This is a genomic window from Aequorivita sp. Q41, assembly GCF_039831855.1.
Lineage (GTDB): Bacteria > Bacteroidota > Bacteroidia > Flavobacteriales > Flavobacteriaceae > Aequorivita.
In genome coordinates this window covers 81,236-100,622 of the sequence record NZ_JBDPMS010000003.1, presented here as the reverse complement: position 1 = coordinate 100,622, position 19,387 = coordinate 81,236, and the positions used below count along the sequence as shown (strand labels likewise).

Genomic DNA, 19,387 nt, shown 5'->3' with positions numbered 1-19,387 from the left:
ACCCCCTAAAAAGGCGGTGCAAAAGTAACTTTTTGTTGTCAATATCACAAAATATCGTTTGTTAAATTAAGAATTTTTAAATTATTGTTTTCTTCATAATGAAAGAATTAAGGTTTCTAAACAAATATTTTATAAAATATAGAGGGCGTTTGCTTCTAGGCGTGTTTATAACCATCATTGCTACAGCTTTCAAACTGGTAGTCCCAATGAAAGTAGGGGCTTCCGTAACTGTTGTAAAAGAGTATTTAAACGGCACGATTACCGATCTTGGGTTTGTAAAACACGAATTACTCCTTAATATCCTACTTCTTTTAGGCGCCGCCTTACTGTCTGCACTCTTTACTTTTATGATGCGACAAACCTTTATTGTAGTTTCTCGCTATGTAGAATACGATCTTAAAAACGAAATTTTTGAACATTACCAAAAGCTTTCCTTAGGTTTTTATAAGCAAAACCGAACCGGAGATTTAATGAACCGCATTAGTGAAGACGTTTCAAAAGTGCGAATGTATGTGGGGCCAGCGTTAATGTATAGCATTACAACCATTACCCTTTTTGTGGTGGTGGTAAGTTATATGTTTTACAAAGCACCTATATTGACGCTCTATGCAATTGCCCCCTTACCTATTCTATCTGTTGCAATTTATAAATTGAGTGTTCTAATTAATCAGAAAACAACTATTGTGCAACAATACCTTTCAAAATTAACCACGTTTACACAGGAAAGTTTTAGTGGTATTGCAGTAATTAAAGCCTACGGAATTGAAGCGCGAACCAATTCAAATTTTGAAGAACTTGCTGAAGAAAGCAAAATTAAAAACATCGATCTTGCAAAAATACAGGCATTATTTTTTCCTTTAATGATGCTTTTAATTGGAGTTAGTAACATTTTAGTAATTTATATTGGCGGAACCAGATATATAAATGGTCAAATTGAAGAATTTGGGACTATTGTTGAATTTCTAATATATGTAAACATGCTAACGTGGCCCGTTGCCGTTGTAGGTTGGGTAACTTCAATGGTACAACAAGCCGAAGCTTCACAGAAAAGAATTAATGAGTTTTTAAAAACAGAGCCTTCTATTCAAAATTTAGTAGAAGAAAAAACTCCAGTTTTAGGAAATATTGAATTTAACAAGCTTACTTTCACCTATCCAGACACTGGAATTACAGCGCTTAACGATGTTTCTTTTACAGTTAAACCTGGAGAAACACTCGCTATTATTGGTAATACAGGTTCCGGAAAATCGACCATTCTTGAATTAATAGGAAGACTTTACGATGTGGATCAAGGAATGCTGAAAATTGATAATGCCCCAATCAGAAGTGTTAATCTTAACAACCTACGCGATAGTATCGGGTATGTTCCTCAAGACGCCTTTCTGTTTAGTGATTCGCTTCGCAATAACATTCGTTTTGGAAAAGAAAATGCTACCGAAGAAGAAGTTATTGAAGCCGCAAAAAAAGCTGCAGTACATCAAAATATTATAGGTTTTAATAAAGGCTACGACACTGTTTTAGGAGAACGTGGCATTACTTTAAGTGGCGGACAAAAACAGCGTGTTTCTATTGCACGCGCGATTATTAAAGATCCGCAAATTTTATTGTTTGACGATTGTCTTTCGGCTGTTGATACTGAAACTGAAGAAGAAATACTTCAAAACCTCAATGAAATTTCGAAAGAAAAAACCACGATTATTGTGAGTCATCGTATTTCTTCAGCAAAAAATGCCACTAAAATCATCGTTCTAGACGAAGGAAAAATAATCCAACAAGGAACACATAACGAATTAGTAAATTCAGACGGATATTATAAGGAATTGTACGCAAAACAGCTTTTGGAAAAAGAAATGTAAATTTTACTTTGGCTGGTTTGGATTTTTTTTAGATTTTTGGCAAAACGTAAGCAAACAAACAAAAAATTATGAGCGACCAATATACGATGGAGCAAGAGGAAATATTTTCAAAAGTAATGCGCGCAGGAAGACGTACGTATTTTTTTGATGTAAGGTCCACTAAAGCAGGAGATTTTTACCTAACTATTACTGAAAGTAAGAAGTTTACAAATGATGATGGTTCATACCATTACAAAAAACACAAAATTTATCTTTATAAGGAAGACTTCAACGAGTTTAAGGATACCTTAGAAGAAATGATAAATTACGTAATCGATGAAAAAGGCGAAGAAGTAATAAGCGAACGCCACCAAAAAGATTACAAAAAAGAAACAGATGAAGCGCCAGTAGCAGCTCAAGTTGCTTCCGAAAAAATAGATACGGACACAAGTAACTTTACAGATATAGAATTTGACGATATATAATGATTCGTCTTTAAAATTTTTTAAAACCGGCACGGTACAAACCGCTGCCGGTTTTCTTATTTCATAAGCTAAACGAAGCCCAAAATCCTTTCTTTTATTCCTTCTATAAAAACGCAAGTAGGTTGAATAGTTCAATAAGCTATATGTATTAAATACGAAATTAATTTCCATATCTTTAATTGCTAAAAGTTTTACTTATTTTAACTTATATGTATGCAATACAACTCGGAAAATTTAAAATTTCTTAATGAAAAATTGGAACTGTTACTTAAAAAACAAGAGCTGTTTTCGAGAGAAATATGGGAAATAAAAGATCAAATACAGACATTAAATAGTGAAGCCAATAAAGTAATTTCCAATAAACCCGAACATAAAATCGAGAGCCAACCGGTTTTACCAAAACAAAAAGATACAACCAAACTAGAGATTACACCTATAACAACAATAAGAAAAAAACCACAACCTACTACTTCTACTCCAAAATATACCGCTAAACAAAAATCGGATCTTGAAAAGTTTATTGGGGAAAACCTTATTAATAAAATTGGAATTCTCATTACCATAATTGGTGTTGCTATTGGCGCAAAATATTCTATAGAAAACGAACTTATAAGTCCATTAACCCGAATAATATTAGGGTATGTTATGGGCTTAGGCTTGCTTGGTTTTGGTTTAAAACTTAAAGAGAAGTACAAAAGTTTTAGCGCTGTTTTAATCAGTGGAGCAATGGTAGTTATGTATTTTATTACTTTTGCCGCCTATTCTTTTTATGATTTAATACCCCAAACTTTTGCTTTTTTATTAATGGTAGTTTTCACTGTCTTTACAGTTGTGGCTGCCTTAAATTACAATCTTGCCATTATTGCCCATCTTGGTTTGGTTGGGGCGTACGCTGTTCCTTTTTTACTAAGCAACAATTCTGGAAGGATAGAAATATTATTTACATACATCACCATTATTAATATTGGAATCCTTTTTATTTCTATTAAAAAATACTGGAAGTCTATCTATTATTCTTCATTTCTTTTAACATGGATAATCTATTTATCGTGGCATTTTTTCTCTTACATTCCAGAAAATTTTTCACTCGCATTTCTTTTCTTAACAGTCTTTTTTATTGTTTTTTATTGCACATTTCTAGCGTATAAATTAATCAAAAAAGAAATATTTAATATCGGTAATATTATACTTCTCCTAGCGAATTCTTTTATTTTTTATGGCATCGGTTACGCCCTGCTTTCAAATCATAATTCGGGCGAAGCATTATTAGGTATTTTCACATTACTAAATGCATTAGTTCATTTTGGAGTTACTTTTTTAATCTACAAACAGAAACTTGCAGACAAAAACCTCTTTTACCTAATTGCAGGAATGGTTTTAGTATTTCTTACACTGGCTGTTCCTGTTCAGTTGGATGGCAATTGGGTGACTATTATTTGGGCTGGTGAAGCAGCAGTGCTTTTCTGGATTGGAAGAACAAAAATGGTTTCAGTTTATGAAAAGCTATCCTATATTTTAATGGGGCTTGCATTTATTAGCCTTGTACAAGATTGGATGTTTTATTCGCATTTTAATTATTTGGGTGAAGAAATTACGTTCACTCCTATTTTTAATCTTCGCTTTTTAACAAGTATTTTATTTCTTAGTGCGTTTGGATTTATTATTCATTTTTTTAGAAATGAAAAGTATGTTTCTCCGTTCACAAAAGGGAACTTGATTTATAAACTTATTTCAATTGGTATTCCTGCAATATTTCTATTTGTACTTTATAATTGCTTTAGAATTGAAATTACTGAATATTGGAATTTAAAATACAATGTGTCCACAATTGAAATAAACGAACTAAATAATTCCTACACCAATTATTATACAAATGAAGATTATCGATATTTCCGAATCATTTGGATATATGTTTATAGCCTTATGTTCCTTGCAATTCTTTCATTTTTAAACATTAAAAAACTTAAAAACGAAATTTTAGGCTATGTTTTAATTGTAGTAAGCGCATTTGCTTTCCTACTTTTTTTCACTGAAGGAATTGTTACCTTAACTAATTTAAGACAAACATATATAGACAATACATGGTCTGAATATTACAACCGAAGCGTATTCAATATATTAATACGTTATATTGCTATTATTAGTGTCTTAGCCCTAGTTTTTGCTGGTTTACTTTCTGTGAAATCTGGGGTTATGAAAAACAAACTCAATACACCTTTTACGGTTTTACGACACCTTATTATACTCGCAATTTTAAGCACTGAACTCATATCGTGGATGGATTTGGCTGGGTCAACCCAATCTTATAAATTAGGTTTAAGTATACTTTGGGGGCTTTATGCACTCTTATTAATTGTTATAGGAATATGGAAACGCATAGCTTTCCTACGAATTATGGCGATTGTTCTTTTTGGGTTTACACTTTTAAAGCTTTTTCTGTATGATATTTCACATTTAAATACTATTTCAAAAACCATTGTTTTTGTTAGCTTAGGTGTGCTTCTTTTAATAATTTCATTTTTATACAACAAGTTTAAATCAAAAATAACCAATGATTTGGAAGAATAAAGTAGTGCTTTTTACAGCGTTTTTTGTAGCGGAAATGGCATTCGCACAGTTGGACACCTATAACTATTCGCGAGAAATAAATAATATTTCAGAAACCTGGCATTCTATTGATTTGCCTAATGGTGTTTTTGAAAAAGTTTCTAATAATTTGAATGATTTCAGAATTTATGGCATAACCGAAACCGACACTATTGAAGCACCTTATTTATTAAGAATTGCTTCTGAAAAACAAACTGAAAAAAACATAGCTTTCAATTTGATTAATACTTCAAAGAAAGCAAACACGTATTTTTTCACTTTTGAAATCCCATTTGAAAAAACAATCAATGAAATTCATTTGAATTTTAAACAACAAAACTTTAATTGGTTGGTAAATTTAGAAGGAAGTCAAGATAATAATGAATGGTTTTCAACAGTTGAAAATTATAGAATCCTTTCCATAAAAAATAACCAAACTGATTATCAGTTTACGAATTTAAAATTCCCACCAGTAAAATATCGTTACCTACGCCTTCAAGTTAAAGCTGATAAAAAACCTGAGTTAATTACTGCAGAAACACAATTAAGTAGCTTTGAAACACCTGTTTACAAAAAATATCCTGCTAAAAGCTTTTTAATAACAGAAGATAAAGAATTAAAGAAAACTATTGTTGACATCAATTTTTCAGAGTCGCTACCCATAAGCTTGATTTCATTAAAAATTAAAGACTCTATAGATTACTATCGTCCCGTAACTATAAAGTATTTGGCAGATAGCATTAAAACCGAAAAAGGATGGAAATATAACTTTAACGCTATAACAAAGAGCACTTTAAGTTCTTTTGAAAATAACGATCTTCATTTTTATAGCACAATAACTAAAAAACTTAGCATAGAAATTGAAAATCATGACAATCGTCCATTAAAAATTGAAGGGGTAATTGCTAAAGGATATGCACATAAGCTGGTTGCTCGTTTTGTTGAACCCGCAACCTATTTTTTAGCTTATGGAAACCCTAAAGCCAAAAAACCAATCTATGATATTTCAAAGTTTCCTGAAAACATCCCTTTAAATATTTCTACTGTCAATCTTTCAGAAGAAAAAATAATTAGCAAAAAAGAAGTTGAAAAACCTTCGCCACTTTTTGAAAACAAGCTTTGGCTTTGGGTGATTATGCTTGTAATAATCACACTTTTGGGATGGGTTACTATTAATATGATTCGTAAAAAGTAACTAAAAATATATTCTCTAAAAAACCTTATATTTGCCGCCCCTTAAAATCATAAAAAATGTTAGCCAAAACCATTAAAAATTTCACCCAAAATCCAAAGAATGATATTTTATCTGGGCTTACTGTAGCATTAGCTTTAATTCCAGAAGCTGTAGCTTTCGCTTTCGTTGCTGGTATTGATCCATTAGTAGGGCTGTATGGTGCGTTTATTATGGGACTAGTAACCGCTTTATTTGGTGGACGTCCAGGAATGATTTCTGGCGCTACTGGTGCAATGGCAGTGGTAATGGTACATTTAATTCAAAAAGGAAATGAAGTTGGCCTAACCTTAGCAGAACCCGTTGAATACCTAGGACTACAATGGCTTTTTATAACGCTATTATTTGTAGGCGCTTTTCAAATTATGGCTGGTGTCTTCAAACTAGGAAAATTTGTCCGTCTTATACCACACCCAGTAATGATGGGGTTTGTAAATGGCTTGGCAATAGTTATATTTCTCTCACAATTAGGACTTTTCAAAGAAAGTCAAGGTACGGTTCCACAATGGCTTTCTGGAATGGATCTATGGATTATGCTTGCTTTGGTTGCATTAACAATGGGTATCATGTTTGGTTTGCCTAAACTCACTAAAAAACTTCCTGCGGCATTAATCGCAATCATCGTTGTAGCTTGTATTACTATTTTTGGGCATCTAGATGTTAGCACCGTTGGTTCGTTTATACGTGATGGTGGCGGTAGTGGATTAAAAGGGTCGCTACCTGTCTTCCAAACACAGTTATTTAGCTTTTTTGAGACCTTAAATGGGCATTGGGACTTAATAATTTCTACTGCATTTTTATTAGCGGCAGTAGGTTTAATTGAATCTTTAATGACGTTAAATTTAATTGATGAAATGACTGAAACCCGGGGAAGCGGGAACCGCGAATGTGTTGCTCAAGGGGGCGCAAATATTCTAAATGGTTTATTTGGTGGAATGGGTGGTTGCGCAATGATTGGGCAATCTATTATAAATGTGAGCTCTGGTGGGCGTGGTAGACTTTCGGGAGCTACAGCAGCTATTGCACTTTTGTGTTTTGTACTTTTTGGAGCGCCTTTAATTGAGCAAATTCCAATTGCAGCATTGGTTGGCGTAATGTTTATGGTGGTTATTGGCACCTTTGCCTGGAGCAGTTTTAGAATTCTAAATAAAATTCCAGTAGCAGATGCTATCGTATTAATTACGGTTTCAGCAGTAACTGTTTGGCAGGATTTAGCAATTGCGGTACTTGTAGGCGTAATAATGAGTGCCTTGGTTTTTGCATGGAAAAGCGCTACTAGAATTCGGGCTAGAAAAAGAGTTAAAGAAGATGGAACTAAAGTTTATGAAATCTGGGGACCATTGTTTTTTGGTTCTACAACAGCCTTCAACAGTAAATTTGAAGTGGCTAACGATCCGGACTCAATTGAAATTGATTTCATCGAATCCAAAATTTCCGATCATTCAGGAGTGGAAGCAGTACGAAACATTGCAAATAAATATATCGATTCTGGGAAAGAAGTAAAACTTACTCACCTCAGCCCAGACTGTAAAGCGCTTCTATTAAAGTGGAATCCAGAGTTTGAAACTATTATTGAAGATTCTGTTGAAGACCCACGCTATTATGTGGTTACAAATACCTTAGATTCTGAAGTTTAACTAACTTTTAGTTTTTCTTTCTAAAATAGAAATCCATTTTTTTAGTTTCTTCCTTTATTGTTCCTTCAATCCAAGCATGAAGTGAATCAGACACAGGGTTTGTGTAAGTAATTCGCTGTGGAAAATCATGGTTTTTATTTTCAAAAGTGAAATGTCCATTTTCTGAAGTAACTAATTTGAAAGTAACTGGTTTCTCATCGTTCTGATTGGCAGTTGCAACAGTCAATAATAGCTCCGAGGCTTTTTGCTCCAATGCCATTGTTTCAGCAAAAACCACTTCCCCATTATGCTCGACAAAACTATATGCAGTATACGTGCTATCGTTTTCTTTAGACCAAGTTTCTTGTGAAAATTCAGCTTCATTTTCATTGACCCAAGTTCCTAACAACCATTGAAGTGAGACAATTTTATCATAACTTTTGTTCACTATCACTTCTACTGAAGGTTTTTCTTCCGAAGTATTTTTACAAGCATTTAGTAGCAATGGAAACGTCAATAGAAGTAAATACTTTTTCATCGTTGGGGGTTTATTGAGCCAAGATATTAAAATTCATGCTAACTATAATACTCTTAAACCATTTTGAACTTCTTTTCCAGGTTGCAGCAAAGTAACGTCTTTCCCTTGAACAGCTCCTAACACAAGGCATTCACTCATAAAATTAGCAATTTGTTTCTTCGGAAAATTAACAACAGCAACAACTTGTTTGCCAATTAATTCTTCCTTTGTATACAATGAAGTAATCTGCGCAGATGTTTTTCTGTGCCCAATTTCACCTCCAAAGTCTAGTAGCAATTGATAGGACGGGTTTCTAGCTTCAGGAAAATCGTTGACTTCTATAATTGTACCAACACGCATTTCTACTTTCTCGAAATCGCTCCACGAAAGGTTATTCGTCATGATGAATTGTAAGTTTTTTTATCATTTCTGGTGAAATTTCACCTTGATCTGCACCATAAGCATCAACTAATAAGCCTTTTGCGCCATCTTTGGTTTCAATTAAATACAGAATTGTATTATCGCCTGGATCAGTCATTCCTTCAAAACGATAAAATTTAACTACGTCTAATTCCCCTGCGTTCCATTGTTTTTTCAGTGACTTTGACTCTACTCCTTCGCCAATTAAATTAAAATCTTCCGTAAATCCGTGATTTTGTAAATCTTCAATCGCCACGGAAAGCGATGTATATGAATTTTCCATAGGTTTATATTTATTTTTTTAAAGTTAATGGAGATATTCTTTAGCAGCAAAACTTTATAAATTCTTTAATAGTTGTAACTTTAAAACAATTAAAACTCATAAATAAAAAAAATGGCGCGAACAGAATCTAAAATGCTTCCCTTGGGAACAAAAGCACCAGATTTCACCCTAATTGATGCAGTAACAAACAAGCCTGTTTCCTTAAAAAACATTCAAGGTGAAAAAGGGACTGTGGTTATGTTTATCTGTAACCATTGCCCATTTGTAAAGCATGTTAATGATGAAATTGTAAGACTAAGTAATGATTACAGAGTAACAGGTTTTGGCTTTGTAGCCATAAGTAGTAATGACGTTATAAATTATCCTCAAGATTCTCCTGCGGAAATGTGGCGAACAGCACAAAAATACAATTATCCATTTCCATACCTATATGATGAAACACAAGAGGTTGCAAAAGCTTATGATGCTGCTTGCACCCCAGATTTCTATCTTTTTGATGGTGAATTAAAACTAGTATATCGCGGGCAATTAGACAATAGCCGCCCAGGAAATGGTATTTTAGTAAATGGTAGAGATTTACGTGAAGCATTAGATAATATACTTAATAATAACTCGCAAAGAAAAGACCAAAAACCTAGTATTGGTTGTAATATTAAGTGGAAGGAGTAATTAGTTCCAGCCTTCTCGTTTCATTAAATTTTCTATATGCGCATAATGGTGGTTGCAGTGCCACGCGTAGATTCCTGTGTTCTCAGCAAGCGTAACCTTTTTGTTGCCATCCGGATGTATAAATTCTTTTTGAAAACTTTCCATCGTTAAACCTTTCAAAAAATAAACCCATTTAGCGTGTAATGCTGCTAACGCATTTAAAGAAAGATTTATGGGAGCCGTTGTGGAATCAATTAAATTTGCCCAAGCTTTTTCATCATACACTTTTATAATTGGAGTTTTTTCCGTCATCGTCCATTTAAAACGCGAATAACTATTATGGTGACTATCATACAAATGATTTATAAGTTGTCGCACTGTCCAACCTTCCGGCCTATATGGCGTATCGAGTTGATTTTCGGAAAGCTTACTAACCAAATTTAGCAACCTATTCGGGAAATGTTCTATAATAGAAATCCAAGCTTCAAGCTTTTCAGAAGTAATGTTTGAAGGTGCTTCAAAGCTACCAATCGGGTATTTAAGTTTTTCAATATCCATGGACTAAATGTACAAAAGGGTATTGGTTATTTTATATACTAAATCCATAAGAAATATAGTATCTTTATAATCAAACCTTTAAAAACCTCAACATGTTAAAGTCTTTTCTCCCTTTTGTTTTAGCCTCAATTTTATCAATTTCCCTTTATTCACAGCATACATTTTCAATTGTAGCTGTAGACCCGCTTACGGGGGAAATAGGAAGTGCTGGTGCCACATGCATTGCAGCAGAAGATGGTGCGATTGCAATTAGTGACATCGTATTAGGTGTTGGCGCCATACATACCCAGTCCTATTATTTAACACAAAACCAAAATAATGCACGCGCACGTATGCTTGCAGGAGATTCTCCACAAGAAATTATTGATTATATAGTCGCCAATGATGCACAAAGCAACCCCAATCTTCGCCAATACGGGGTTGTAGATTTAAATAACGGCAACCCTAGAAGCGCTGCCTATACGGGTGCAAATTGTTCGGCAGAATTTATTCACATTACAGGCCCAAATTATTCCATACAAGGAAACATACTCATCAGTGAAGATGTTGTAAATGATATGGAAACTGGTTTTCTGAATGCTACTGGTACTTTAGCAGACAAATTGATGGCTGCATTACAAGGCGCTAAACGTCCAGGAGCAGATGCTAGATGCCTTAGTGATGGCGTTAGTTCTGCATCCGCATTTATTAGAGTTGCCCAACCTGATGATACAAATAGCACTTACGGAAACCTTTCTTTAGATATAAATGTATGGATTTCCAATACAATTTTTGAACCCATCGACGAACTTCAAAATCAGTATAATGCTACATTAGGGATTCAAAATATAGAAACTGATAAAACGATCACTATTTATCCAAATCCTGCAAATAATGAAGTAACTATAAAAAGTGCCTCAAGCATGATGAATGGTTATGAAATTCTGGATATCTCTGGCAAACAAATTATTAAAAGATCTATTAAAACTCCACACAACGTACTAATTTTCGACGTGAATAACTACCCTTCGGGAATTTACTTCGTAAAAATATACGATAACGGGAAAGTACTTGCTACACAAAAACTGATTGTAAAGTAATATTGATTCAAAAAAAATGCGTCCATAAACTGGACGCATTTTTCTTTACTAAAACTTTTAAATTTTATTTTACATCCATCAATTCTACATCAAAAATTAGAGTTGCACTTGGGGGAATTACGCCGCCAGCACCACGCTCACCGTATGCAAGATGTGAAGGAATTACAAAACGAGCCTTATCGCCTATTTGTAATAATTGAATCCCTTCATCCCAACCAGAGATCACTTGCCCTACGCCTAATTGAAAATCAATGGGCTGTTTTCTTTTATAGGAAGAATCAAATTCAGTTCCGTCAATTAAAGCACCTTTATAATGTACCGAAACAGTTTTTCCTTTTGCTGCTTTTGCACCACTTCCTTTCTGGATTATTTTATATAAAAGTCCGCTATTTGTTTTATCAAATCCCTCAGAAACTTTTTTAATTGCATCAGCTTCCTGCTGCTTCATTTTTTCAATACGAGCTTCTCTTTCGCCAGTAAAACTTCTAAAAGCTTCTACAGCATTCCAGTTTTTAGCTTCATCACCAACTCGAATTATTTCAACTTTTTGCATTGTATGTCCTTGTGCCACACTATCTACAACTTCCTGTCCTTCTATAACATTACCAAATACAGTGTGTTTATCATCTAACCATGGCGTTGCCACGTGTGTGATAAAAAACTGACTTCCATTACTTGCAGGACCTGAGTTTGCCATTGATAATACTCCAGGTGAATCATGACGTAAATCTTTATGAAATTCATCTTCAAAATCATATCCAGGACCACCAGAACCCGTTCCGTTTGGATCACCTCCTTGAATCATAAAATCTGGGATTACCCGGTGAAATTTCAATCCGTCGTAATAGGGAGTCCCCTGTGGTTTTGCTGAATTTTCTAGATTACCTTCAGCTAGTGCTACAAAATTCCCAACTGTTCCTGGCGTTTTATCGTGCGTCAGTTTTATAAGAATCTCTCCTTGCTCGGTTGTTATTTTTGCGTAAATTCCGTCTTGCATTGCGTTTTTTTTAAATGAAAGGCAAAGGTAATAAAATACAAACCAAAATATAACTATAACCAAGCGTAGGAATTAGCACTTTGTGATTTTTCTTACAGACACACCTCTAAATACTCACTACTATTTATTGTAACAATTCCCCTTCCCATTCGTCATATTAAAAACAATCACCAAAAAGCAACTGTGAATACTATTCTAAACATACAAAACCTCACCAAGAATTTTGGCGCTTTAACCGCCGTTAACAATCTTTCATTTACTATTGAAAAAGGCAACGTTTACGGGATTCTTGGTCCCAACGGTAGTGGTAAAAGCACTACTTTAGGCATCGTTCTAAACGTAGTTAATAAAACTTCTGGGGAATTTCAATGGTTTGATGGTAATACATCTACTCATGATGCACTAAAAAAAGTGGGGGCTATTATAGAACGCCCAAATTTTTACCCCTATATGACGGCTGCTCAAAACCTACAACTCGTTTGTAAAATCAAAGATGTTTCGGATGAAAAAATTGTTGAGAAATTACAACTTGTAGGATTAGAGGATAGAAAAGACAGTAAGTTCAGTACATTTTCATTGGGAATGAAACAACGCTTGGCTATTGCTTCAGCACTGTTGAATGATCCAGAAATACTAATTCTTGATGAACCTACAAACGGTCTCGACCCACAAGGAATTCATCAAATTCGTGAAATAATAAAGAAAATTGCCTCCCAAGGAACCACTATTTTACTTGCTTCACATTTACTAGATGAAGTTGAAAAAGTGTGTAGCCACGTGGTTATTCTTCGGAAAGGAGTAAGCCTCTATGCTGGCAGTGTAGACGGAATGAACGCCAGCCATGGGTTTCTTACCATGCAAAGCAACAATATGGAAATTCTTCAGAATGCTTTGGAAGGAAACCCTGCCTTTGGCAAAATAAAACACGAAGGCGACTCTTTAATCGCTTACCTCAACGAACCACTAGACGCTTCCGAAGTAAATAAACTTCTTTTTGAAAAAGGCATTACACTTTCACACCTTGTAAAACGCAAGGAAAGCCTCGAAGAACAATTTCTTGAACTTACCAAACAAAACTAACCGCGATGCTTCGATTATTAAATATAGAACTTCAAAAATTGCGATATAACCGTGCAGCTAAGGTTATTTCAATCATTTATTTTGTACTTATCACATTTATTGCATTAATAGCTTCTATTGAATTCAATTTCGGTGATTTTCATTTTCGCGTAGCTGACCAAGGGATATTTAACTTTCCATTTATTTGGCATTTCAACACTTATTTTGCGGCAATTTTAAAATTGTTTCTGGCAATTGTGATTGTTTCAATGATGAGTAATGAGTACAGTTACCGCACGCTTAAGCAAAATTTAATTGATGGCCTTAGCAAGAAGGAATTTGTGCTTTCAAAGTTTTTAACTGTCTTACTTTTTGCAGGTTTATCTACTATATTCATCTTTTTGGTTTCCTTAATTTTAGGAATTTCTTTTTCAGATTATAATGAGATAGGAATTATTTTCAGCGATATGGAATACATAGGCGCCTATTTTATAAAGCTAGTCGCTTTTTTCTCCTTTTGTTTATTTCTAGGAGTTTTGGTTAAACGTTCTGCTTTCGCACTTGGCTTTTTGATTGTTTGGCAAATTGTAGAATGGTTGCTTTATGGTTTAATGAAATGGCAGTTTTTTAAAGACACAACTGTTTCAGATACGGTTGCGCAATTCTTCCCACTTAATGCCATGGCGAACCTAATAAAAGAACCTGTAAGTCGATTGGGAGCAATACAATCTGCAGCAAATCAATTAGGAGAAAACTTTAATAAAGAATATGATGTTACTATCTTAAACATTATAATTGTTCTTGTTTGGACAGCGCTTTTCGTATACTGGTCTTATGCTATTTTGAAAAAAAGAGACCTATAGAAAACCCTAATTACCCACGATTTTTTGTTTATATTTAGCAATAAATCATTGTAATTTCCTTGAAACTATATTTTTCAATACTTTTTTTACTGGTCTTCACTGTGGGTTACTCACAGGATATTTCGCTGTATACGCAGCTTAATGGGCATTATGATTATACCGCATTTGGAAATACCCTAAACGTGGAAGAAAATGGCTCCGGAGGACAGTGCTTTATTCGTACTAGCAGTAGTGCAAGCTTTCAATTGCAACCAAATCAAGAAATAGTTGCCGCCTATTTATATTGGGCAGGTTCTGGCTCGGGTGATTTCAATGTAGAATTCAATCAAGTTCCTATTACCGCAACGCGTATTTTTAATGAAACGTATACTTCTAATGGAACCGATTACATCTATTTTTCAGCATTTGCAGAGGTTACAGAGCAAATAAAAGCCACCGGAAATGGCACCTACACGCTTTCTGAATTAGACTTAACACAAGTAATTCCTACCTATTGCAACCCACCAGGTTCAGGAACTAATTTTGGTGGCTGGGCGGTTACGGTTGTTTATGAAGACGCCACATTACCCCTAAACCAACTGAATGTTTTTGATGGCCTTGAAAGTGTTTCAAGAACCAATACAACCTTAGAGATTGTTTTAAACAATTTGTTAGTTCGTGATACTCAAGGTGCAAAAATAGGTTTCCTTGCTTGGGAAGGCGATAGTGGTTTGGCTATAAACGAAACACTTCGTATCAACGGAAATATCTTGAGCAATCCGCCACTAAACCCTTCAGATAATGCCTTTAACGGCACCAATAGTTTTACGGGAAGTGATGTTCTCTATAATATGGATATTGACTTTTACCCTATTTCAAATTATATAAACCCTGGCGATACTTCGGCGACTATTCAGCTTACAAGCGAACAGGATTTTGTAATGGTAAATAACATTGTAACGGTCTTAAACACTGAACTCCCAGATGCTACTATTTCTATAGACAATGTAATTGGCAATATGGATTGCGGCAACCGGGAGCTGAAAATAGATTATACGGTTTATAATGTAAACTCAACCGATGCGCTTCCAGCAGACACCCCTATTGCTTTTTATGCAGATCAAACCCTTATCGCACAAAGTGCTACCGTAGCGATTATTCCTATTGATGGGCAAGAAATGGGCAGCATTATTTTTACAGTTCCTAATACAATTGACACAAATTTTATGCTGAAAATAGTTGTTGATGACATTGGAGACGGCACAGGTATCGTTAAAGAAACTAATGAAGAAAACAACGAAGCTAAAACCCCCATTCAGTTATTAATAAATCCAATAATTTCAGGTTTAAAAAACCTAGATACCTGTGATGTTATTGGTGAAGAGTTTTTTAATCTCACCGAAGCTACTTCAGAAATAGACCCGATTTACTCCCTAAGTTTTCACCTATCTAAAACAGATGCTCAAAACAATCTAAACCCTATTTTAAACCCTGAAAATTTTCAAAATACAGAAAATCCACAAACCATACATATCCGCGTAGCAAACCCAGATTGTTTTCTTATTGCTTCTTTTACTGTAAAAGTAATTGCCTGCCCTTTGCCCGATGCAACAATTGTAATTCCTGAGATTGCAGCTTGTCGAGAGCGTGAGTTAATTTTACCTTTTATCGTATATAATATAAATGCTACAGCACCATTACCCGCAAATGTTTCAATAGCATTTTACACAGATACTCAGTTATTAGGTATAACACACACCCAGCAATCTATTCCGATTAACAATAGTGAAAATGGTGAAATAGCTCTTATACTACCAGAAAATCTATCCGATAGTTTTACAATTACCGCAGTTGTAGACGATGATGGAACTGGTAATGGCACGGTTGAAGAATTACTTGAAGATAATAATACGTTTTCACAAGCTATCGATTTTAAAAGCATCCCTCCCATTCCAGATTTACCAAATATTTTGAAATGCGATACAGGTTTTGATACTGCCATTTTTGATCTTACTTCACAAGATGTATTAATGCGTACTGGACAAGAAGACATTATCAATTATTACACTTCTATAGAAAATGCTTTAAAAAATACCAATCCAATTAGTAATCCAAGTGATTATAAAAACACAAGCGATCCGCAAACTATTTATGTGCGACTAGAAAATGAGATTTGTTTTGCTATAGCTTCGTTTTTATTAACAACCGAAAATTGCGCCCCTTTTATTCCACAAGGTTTTTCACCTAATAACGACGGAATAAACGATCTATTTGAAATTAGCAAGCTGCTTAATATTTATGAAAATTTTGAACTTAAAATCTTCACTCGCGACGGAAATTTAATTCACACAGCGCATAACTCTGATGGATTTTGGGATGGAACGGCAACACAAGGGCTTCTTTTTACTGGAAATACCGTTCCTGTAGGCACCTATTATTATGTCTTAGTTTTAAACGATCCTAAATATCCTGAAGCTTTTATTGGATGGGTTTATGTAAATTATTAACGCAAAAATCTAGCTGACAGCCATTTTAATTTTGAAGAATTTTAACCGAAAAGAGTCGTGTAATTTTTAAATCATACACTATTTATTGAATGGAAACATTGCTATAATTCGAGCTAATGCTAATCGTTTTTGTTGTGCTATTGCTTTGATTATATCCTTTCACCAATACCCTATCTGCATTTTTGGACTCTTTCAACTGAAGTGATTTTGGATATTTTAAAGTAGACTTTTTCCCTGTGAAATAAAATGAAAACGCAGCTGTAGGCACTTTTAACTTAGCATCTGTATTTTCTAAACTTATATCAATAGTTTCAAAACCATCTGAAATTTTATCAATCTTTAAATCCCCAAACGAACCTGAAAGAAAAGCTTGATTGGTAATATTTCCAATCCTAACATCACTAGAATTTGCCTGAAGATTAATGTTTTGTACGTTTTCAATACTACATTCATCTACATATTTAACGTTTAACGAACCTTGTTTCCAGGTGTTTACCATAACAGGCGCATAGGAAGCATTGATGAGGGATTGTCCCCCATCAATACTTTGTGCTGTAAAAGGTGTGTAATTTAAATTAGCCTTTATATTGTTTGCATCCGCCATTTTTAACTCCCCATGACGAATATTAACATCGGTTTTCGTATTTTTTGGCATTCTAATAATAATGGTTTTTTTACCGTTACTTGAATTTGAGCTACTTCGGCTACTTTTAATTACAATTGATGTTCCGTTAGGAGTTTTGGTTACAGTTTTAGAATGATTGCCGTTTTCAAATTTTCTTTCAATCTTTTCTGCCCAGGCTTCCATCTTTCTCCCATAAGCTTCACCCCAAGCTTCCATTCTATCACCATAGGCTTCCATTTTTTCACTATAAGCCTCGCTAATGCTATCTGCTTTGTCATCATCAAAAGAACGCTCAAAGCTTTCAGCCCATTTTTCCATCTTTTCTTCAAAATCCTTTCCAAATTTTTTATCCATTTGCGCTTCAAACTTTTTCATATATCCTTTTTCATCTTTTTGATATGCTTCATAATCAAATTGAATATCGCCAAGATTATCTAAAACCCCCTCTGGAAAAGACGGTATTTTTATATTTTGTACCATTGGCATTACTAAACCATCTAGCAAGGGGCCAATAAAATCCATTTCCGGCATCTCATTCATTGCAAAAGACTGATTTTCTGAATTAGAGCTAATACTAATATTCCTACTGTTTCCTGTAATATTTAGGTTCCAATTTTTCATCAATTGCGCCTTTTCCTTTTCTGAAAGTTTTTCACCTTCAATAAATGCTTCTACTTCAACTTTATTTTTATTCCAAGTTTCAAAAACGATATTTGTATACGAAGTATTCACAGAAACCTCTACATTATCAGCTACATTAAAACTTTCTACGTAATTTTTTTGTGAAAAAACCACTGAAGTAACCAAGAGGAACAAAAATGTTAGGCTACGATTGTATTGATTTAAATTCTTCATTATTTTGATTTTTAAGTTCTTTTAATTTGTTTTTAAGTTTGAACAGCAAATCCAAACGTAATTTCAAATTGTCTATTAAAGCGGTTACAGCAGCCTCTGAAGGTCCCGTCTTACTAAGTTCTTCATTAAGTAGCGTATATTCTTTATCCAACTCTGAAAGGCGTAACATATACCCATCAACCAACTCTTTATTTTCATCATTTATTTTTAAAGATGCCAATTGCACATTGATACCAGTCATATAATACGCTTCCACTTTTTTAAGATCTGGAGAAATATCTGCCAAAGTAAGTTTTGGGTTTGTGGCTTCAGAAGTGGTTTTAACGATCGCATTAGTAGTGTTATCTATAACACCTACGTCTGACTTAGAAAGGTGTTGATATCCAAAAATACCTACAGACAGAAGTACAACTACCATTGCAGCTATTCTTAACCAAGGAATAGGTGTTTTCTCTGAAGTAATAGTTTGAGAAAAAGCTTGATCTAATTTAGCTTCAAAACGTGCTTCGTGTCCTTCTGAAAGTTCAGCAGGTTCTGGGCTATAATTTTCAAACATTTCTTTAATATCCCGTGCCATAACGCAAGTGTTTTAATGTTTCTTTTAATTTGTTTTTTCCGCGATGCAAATAAGTCCGCGATGCATTTTCAGAAATCTGCAGTATTTCTGAAATTTCTTGATGGTCATATCCTTCCAATAGGAATAATTTAACTGTCGTTTTATACTTATCAGGTAATTCTTCAATGGCACACATTATCTCTGATACTGTGGCTTCATCAGATATTTTCCAGTCGTCGTCTGGAGCTTCAACTGTAAAAACCTCATCGTTTAAAGTTTGTAACTCAAGCTTTTTTGCCTTTATGGTATCTAAACAAGTGTTAATAACTATTCGCTTTAGCCAAGCTCCAAAAGTGACATCTCCTTTAAATTGGCTCAGTTTTTGAAAAGCTTTAATAAAGGCTTCTTGCATTGCGTCTTCGGCTGCATCGGTTTCCTTTAAATACCTTTGGGCAATAATAAACATGCCGCCGCAATATTTTTTATAAAGCGCCATTTGCGCTTTGCGGTTGCACTGTCTGCATTGCTCGATAAGTAATAAATCAGACAAACTTGATGGTTTTTTTGGTTGCTGTTCAATTAAAAGACGACAAAAGAAAATAGATGTTGCAATATATGCTGTTTTTTTTATGAAATATTTGATAACTAGAATTTTAAATAGACCATTTTTTATATTAACTTTGGTAAA

General features: G+C 34.2%; 18 protein-coding genes. 10 read left to right on the top strand and 8 right to left on the bottom strand.

From position 1 onward, the window contains the following. Positions 1-98 precede the first annotated feature (98 nt). From ABJ955_RS12120 to ABJ955_RS12100, 5 genes are all read left to right on the top strand, one after another. On the top strand, positions 99-1,856 hold the full coding sequence (locus tag ABJ955_RS12120) for an ABC transporter ATP-binding protein (protein ID WP_347374894.1): 1,758 nt from the start codon (positions 99-101) through the stop codon (positions 1,854-1,856). A gap of 68 nt (positions 1,857-1,924) precedes the next feature. Then, positions 1,925-2,320 carry a PUR family DNA/RNA-binding protein gene (locus ABJ955_RS12115; RefSeq protein WP_347374893.1) on the top strand — a complete coding sequence of 132 codons (396 nt, stop codon included), beginning with the start codon at positions 1,925-1,927 and terminating at the stop codon, positions 2,318-2,320. A 213-nt stretch (positions 2,321-2,533) separates the two neighbouring features. Further along, positions 2,534-4,888, top strand: a complete 2,355-nt coding sequence (locus ABJ955_RS12110; RefSeq protein ID WP_347374892.1) for a DUF2339 domain-containing protein — start codon at positions 2,534-2,536, stop codon at positions 4,886-4,888. Further along, positions 4,872-6,101, top strand: a complete 1,230-nt coding sequence (locus ABJ955_RS12105) for a DUF3999 family protein (protein WP_347374891.1) — start codon at positions 4,872-4,874, stop codon at positions 6,099-6,101. The genes ABJ955_RS12110 and ABJ955_RS12105 overlap by 17 nt, the downstream gene beginning before the upstream one ends. Positions 6,102-6,157: 56 nt before the next feature. Continuing rightward, positions 6,158-7,774: a SulP family inorganic anion transporter gene (locus tag ABJ955_RS12100; RefSeq protein ID WP_347374890.1), complete on the top strand. Its 1,617-nt coding sequence runs from the start codon at positions 6,158-6,160 to the stop codon at positions 7,772-7,774. 7 nt (positions 7,775-7,781) lie between these two features. Here the strand turns inward: ABJ955_RS12100 and ABJ955_RS12095 are convergent, their stop codons facing one another. From ABJ955_RS12095 to ABJ955_RS12085, 3 genes are read right to left on the bottom strand one after another with little or no spacing between them, the layout of a single operon-like run. Continuing rightward, positions 7,782-8,291, bottom strand: coding sequence for a DUF6265 family protein (locus ABJ955_RS12095; protein ID WP_347374889.1), 510 nt, complete (start codon positions 8,289-8,291; stop codon positions 7,782-7,784). A 42-nt stretch (positions 8,292-8,333) separates the two neighbouring features. Next, on the bottom strand, positions 8,334-8,672 hold the full coding sequence (locus ABJ955_RS12090; RefSeq protein WP_347374888.1) for a tRNA-binding protein: 339 nt from the start codon (positions 8,670-8,672) through the stop codon (positions 8,334-8,336). Beyond that, a complete protein-coding gene (locus ABJ955_RS12085; protein WP_347374887.1) occupies positions 8,662-8,973 on the bottom strand; it encodes a phosphoribosylpyrophosphate synthetase in 312 nt (103 codons plus the stop codon). The genes ABJ955_RS12090 and ABJ955_RS12085 overlap by 11 nt, the downstream gene beginning before the upstream one ends. Before the next feature lie 111 nt (positions 8,974-9,084). Between ABJ955_RS12085 and ABJ955_RS12080 the strand changes: the two genes are divergently transcribed. After that, the gene (locus ABJ955_RS12080) at positions 9,085-9,642 is read left to right on the top strand and encodes a thioredoxin family protein (RefSeq protein ID WP_347374886.1); all 558 of its coding nucleotides are present in this window, start codon (positions 9,085-9,087) and stop codon (positions 9,640-9,642) included. Here the strand turns inward: ABJ955_RS12080 and ABJ955_RS12075 are convergent, their stop codons facing one another. Further along, entirely contained in the window at positions 9,643-10,179 is a 537-nt protein-coding gene (locus tag ABJ955_RS12075) for a YfiT family bacillithiol transferase (protein WP_347374885.1), read from the bottom strand. It lies immediately after the preceding gene. 92 nt (positions 10,180-10,271) lie between these two features. Here ABJ955_RS12075 and ABJ955_RS12070 point away from each other — a divergent pair, with 92 nt between their 5' ends. Beyond that, entirely contained in the window at positions 10,272-11,258 is a 987-nt protein-coding gene (locus ABJ955_RS12070; protein WP_347374884.1) for a DUF1028 domain-containing protein, read from the top strand. A 64-nt stretch (positions 11,259-11,322) separates the two neighbouring features. On the opposite strand, the gene ABJ955_RS12065 is transcribed toward ABJ955_RS12070, so the two are convergent. Continuing rightward, positions 11,323-12,255, bottom strand: a complete 933-nt coding sequence (locus ABJ955_RS12065; RefSeq protein ID WP_347374883.1) for a peptidylprolyl isomerase — start codon at positions 12,253-12,255, stop codon at positions 11,323-11,325. A gap of 183 nt (positions 12,256-12,438) precedes the next feature. Between ABJ955_RS12065 and ABJ955_RS12060 the strand changes: the two genes are divergently transcribed. The 3 genes from ABJ955_RS12060 to ABJ955_RS12050 are packed head-to-tail and all read left to right on the top strand — an operon-like array spanning position 12,439 to position 16,663. Next, a complete protein-coding gene (locus ABJ955_RS12060; RefSeq protein WP_347374882.1) occupies positions 12,439-13,335 on the top strand; it encodes an ABC transporter ATP-binding protein in 897 nt (298 codons plus the stop codon). A gap of 5 nt (positions 13,336-13,340) precedes the next feature. Then, positions 13,341-14,177, top strand: a complete 837-nt coding sequence (locus ABJ955_RS12055; protein WP_347374881.1) for an ABC transporter permease — start codon at positions 13,341-13,343, stop codon at positions 14,175-14,177. A 59-nt stretch (positions 14,178-14,236) separates the two neighbouring features. Continuing rightward, entirely contained in the window at positions 14,237-16,663 is a 2,427-nt protein-coding gene (locus tag ABJ955_RS12050) for a gliding motility-associated C-terminal domain-containing protein (RefSeq protein ID WP_347374880.1), read from the top strand. A gap of 82 nt (positions 16,664-16,745) precedes the next feature. On the opposite strand, the gene ABJ955_RS12045 is transcribed toward ABJ955_RS12050, so the two are convergent. The 3 genes from ABJ955_RS12045 to ABJ955_RS12035 are packed head-to-tail and all read right to left on the bottom strand — an operon-like array spanning position 16,746 to position 19,249. Then, positions 16,746-18,143 carry a hypothetical protein gene (locus ABJ955_RS12045; RefSeq protein ID WP_347374879.1) on the bottom strand — a complete coding sequence of 466 codons (1,398 nt, stop codon included), beginning with the start codon at positions 18,141-18,143 and terminating at the stop codon, positions 16,746-16,748. Further along, positions 18,115-18,720: a hypothetical protein gene (locus ABJ955_RS12040; protein ID WP_347374878.1), complete on the bottom strand. Its 606-nt coding sequence runs from the start codon at positions 18,718-18,720 to the stop codon at positions 18,115-18,117. The genes ABJ955_RS12045 and ABJ955_RS12040 overlap by 29 nt, the downstream gene beginning before the upstream one ends. Then, complete coding sequence (locus tag ABJ955_RS12035) at positions 18,704-19,249, bottom strand: RNA polymerase sigma factor (protein ID WP_347374877.1); 546 nt, start codon at positions 19,247-19,249, stop codon at positions 18,704-18,706. Before ABJ955_RS12035 ends, ABJ955_RS12040 begins: the two co-directional genes overlap by 17 nt. Between the last annotated feature and the right edge of the window lie 138 nt (positions 19,250-19,387).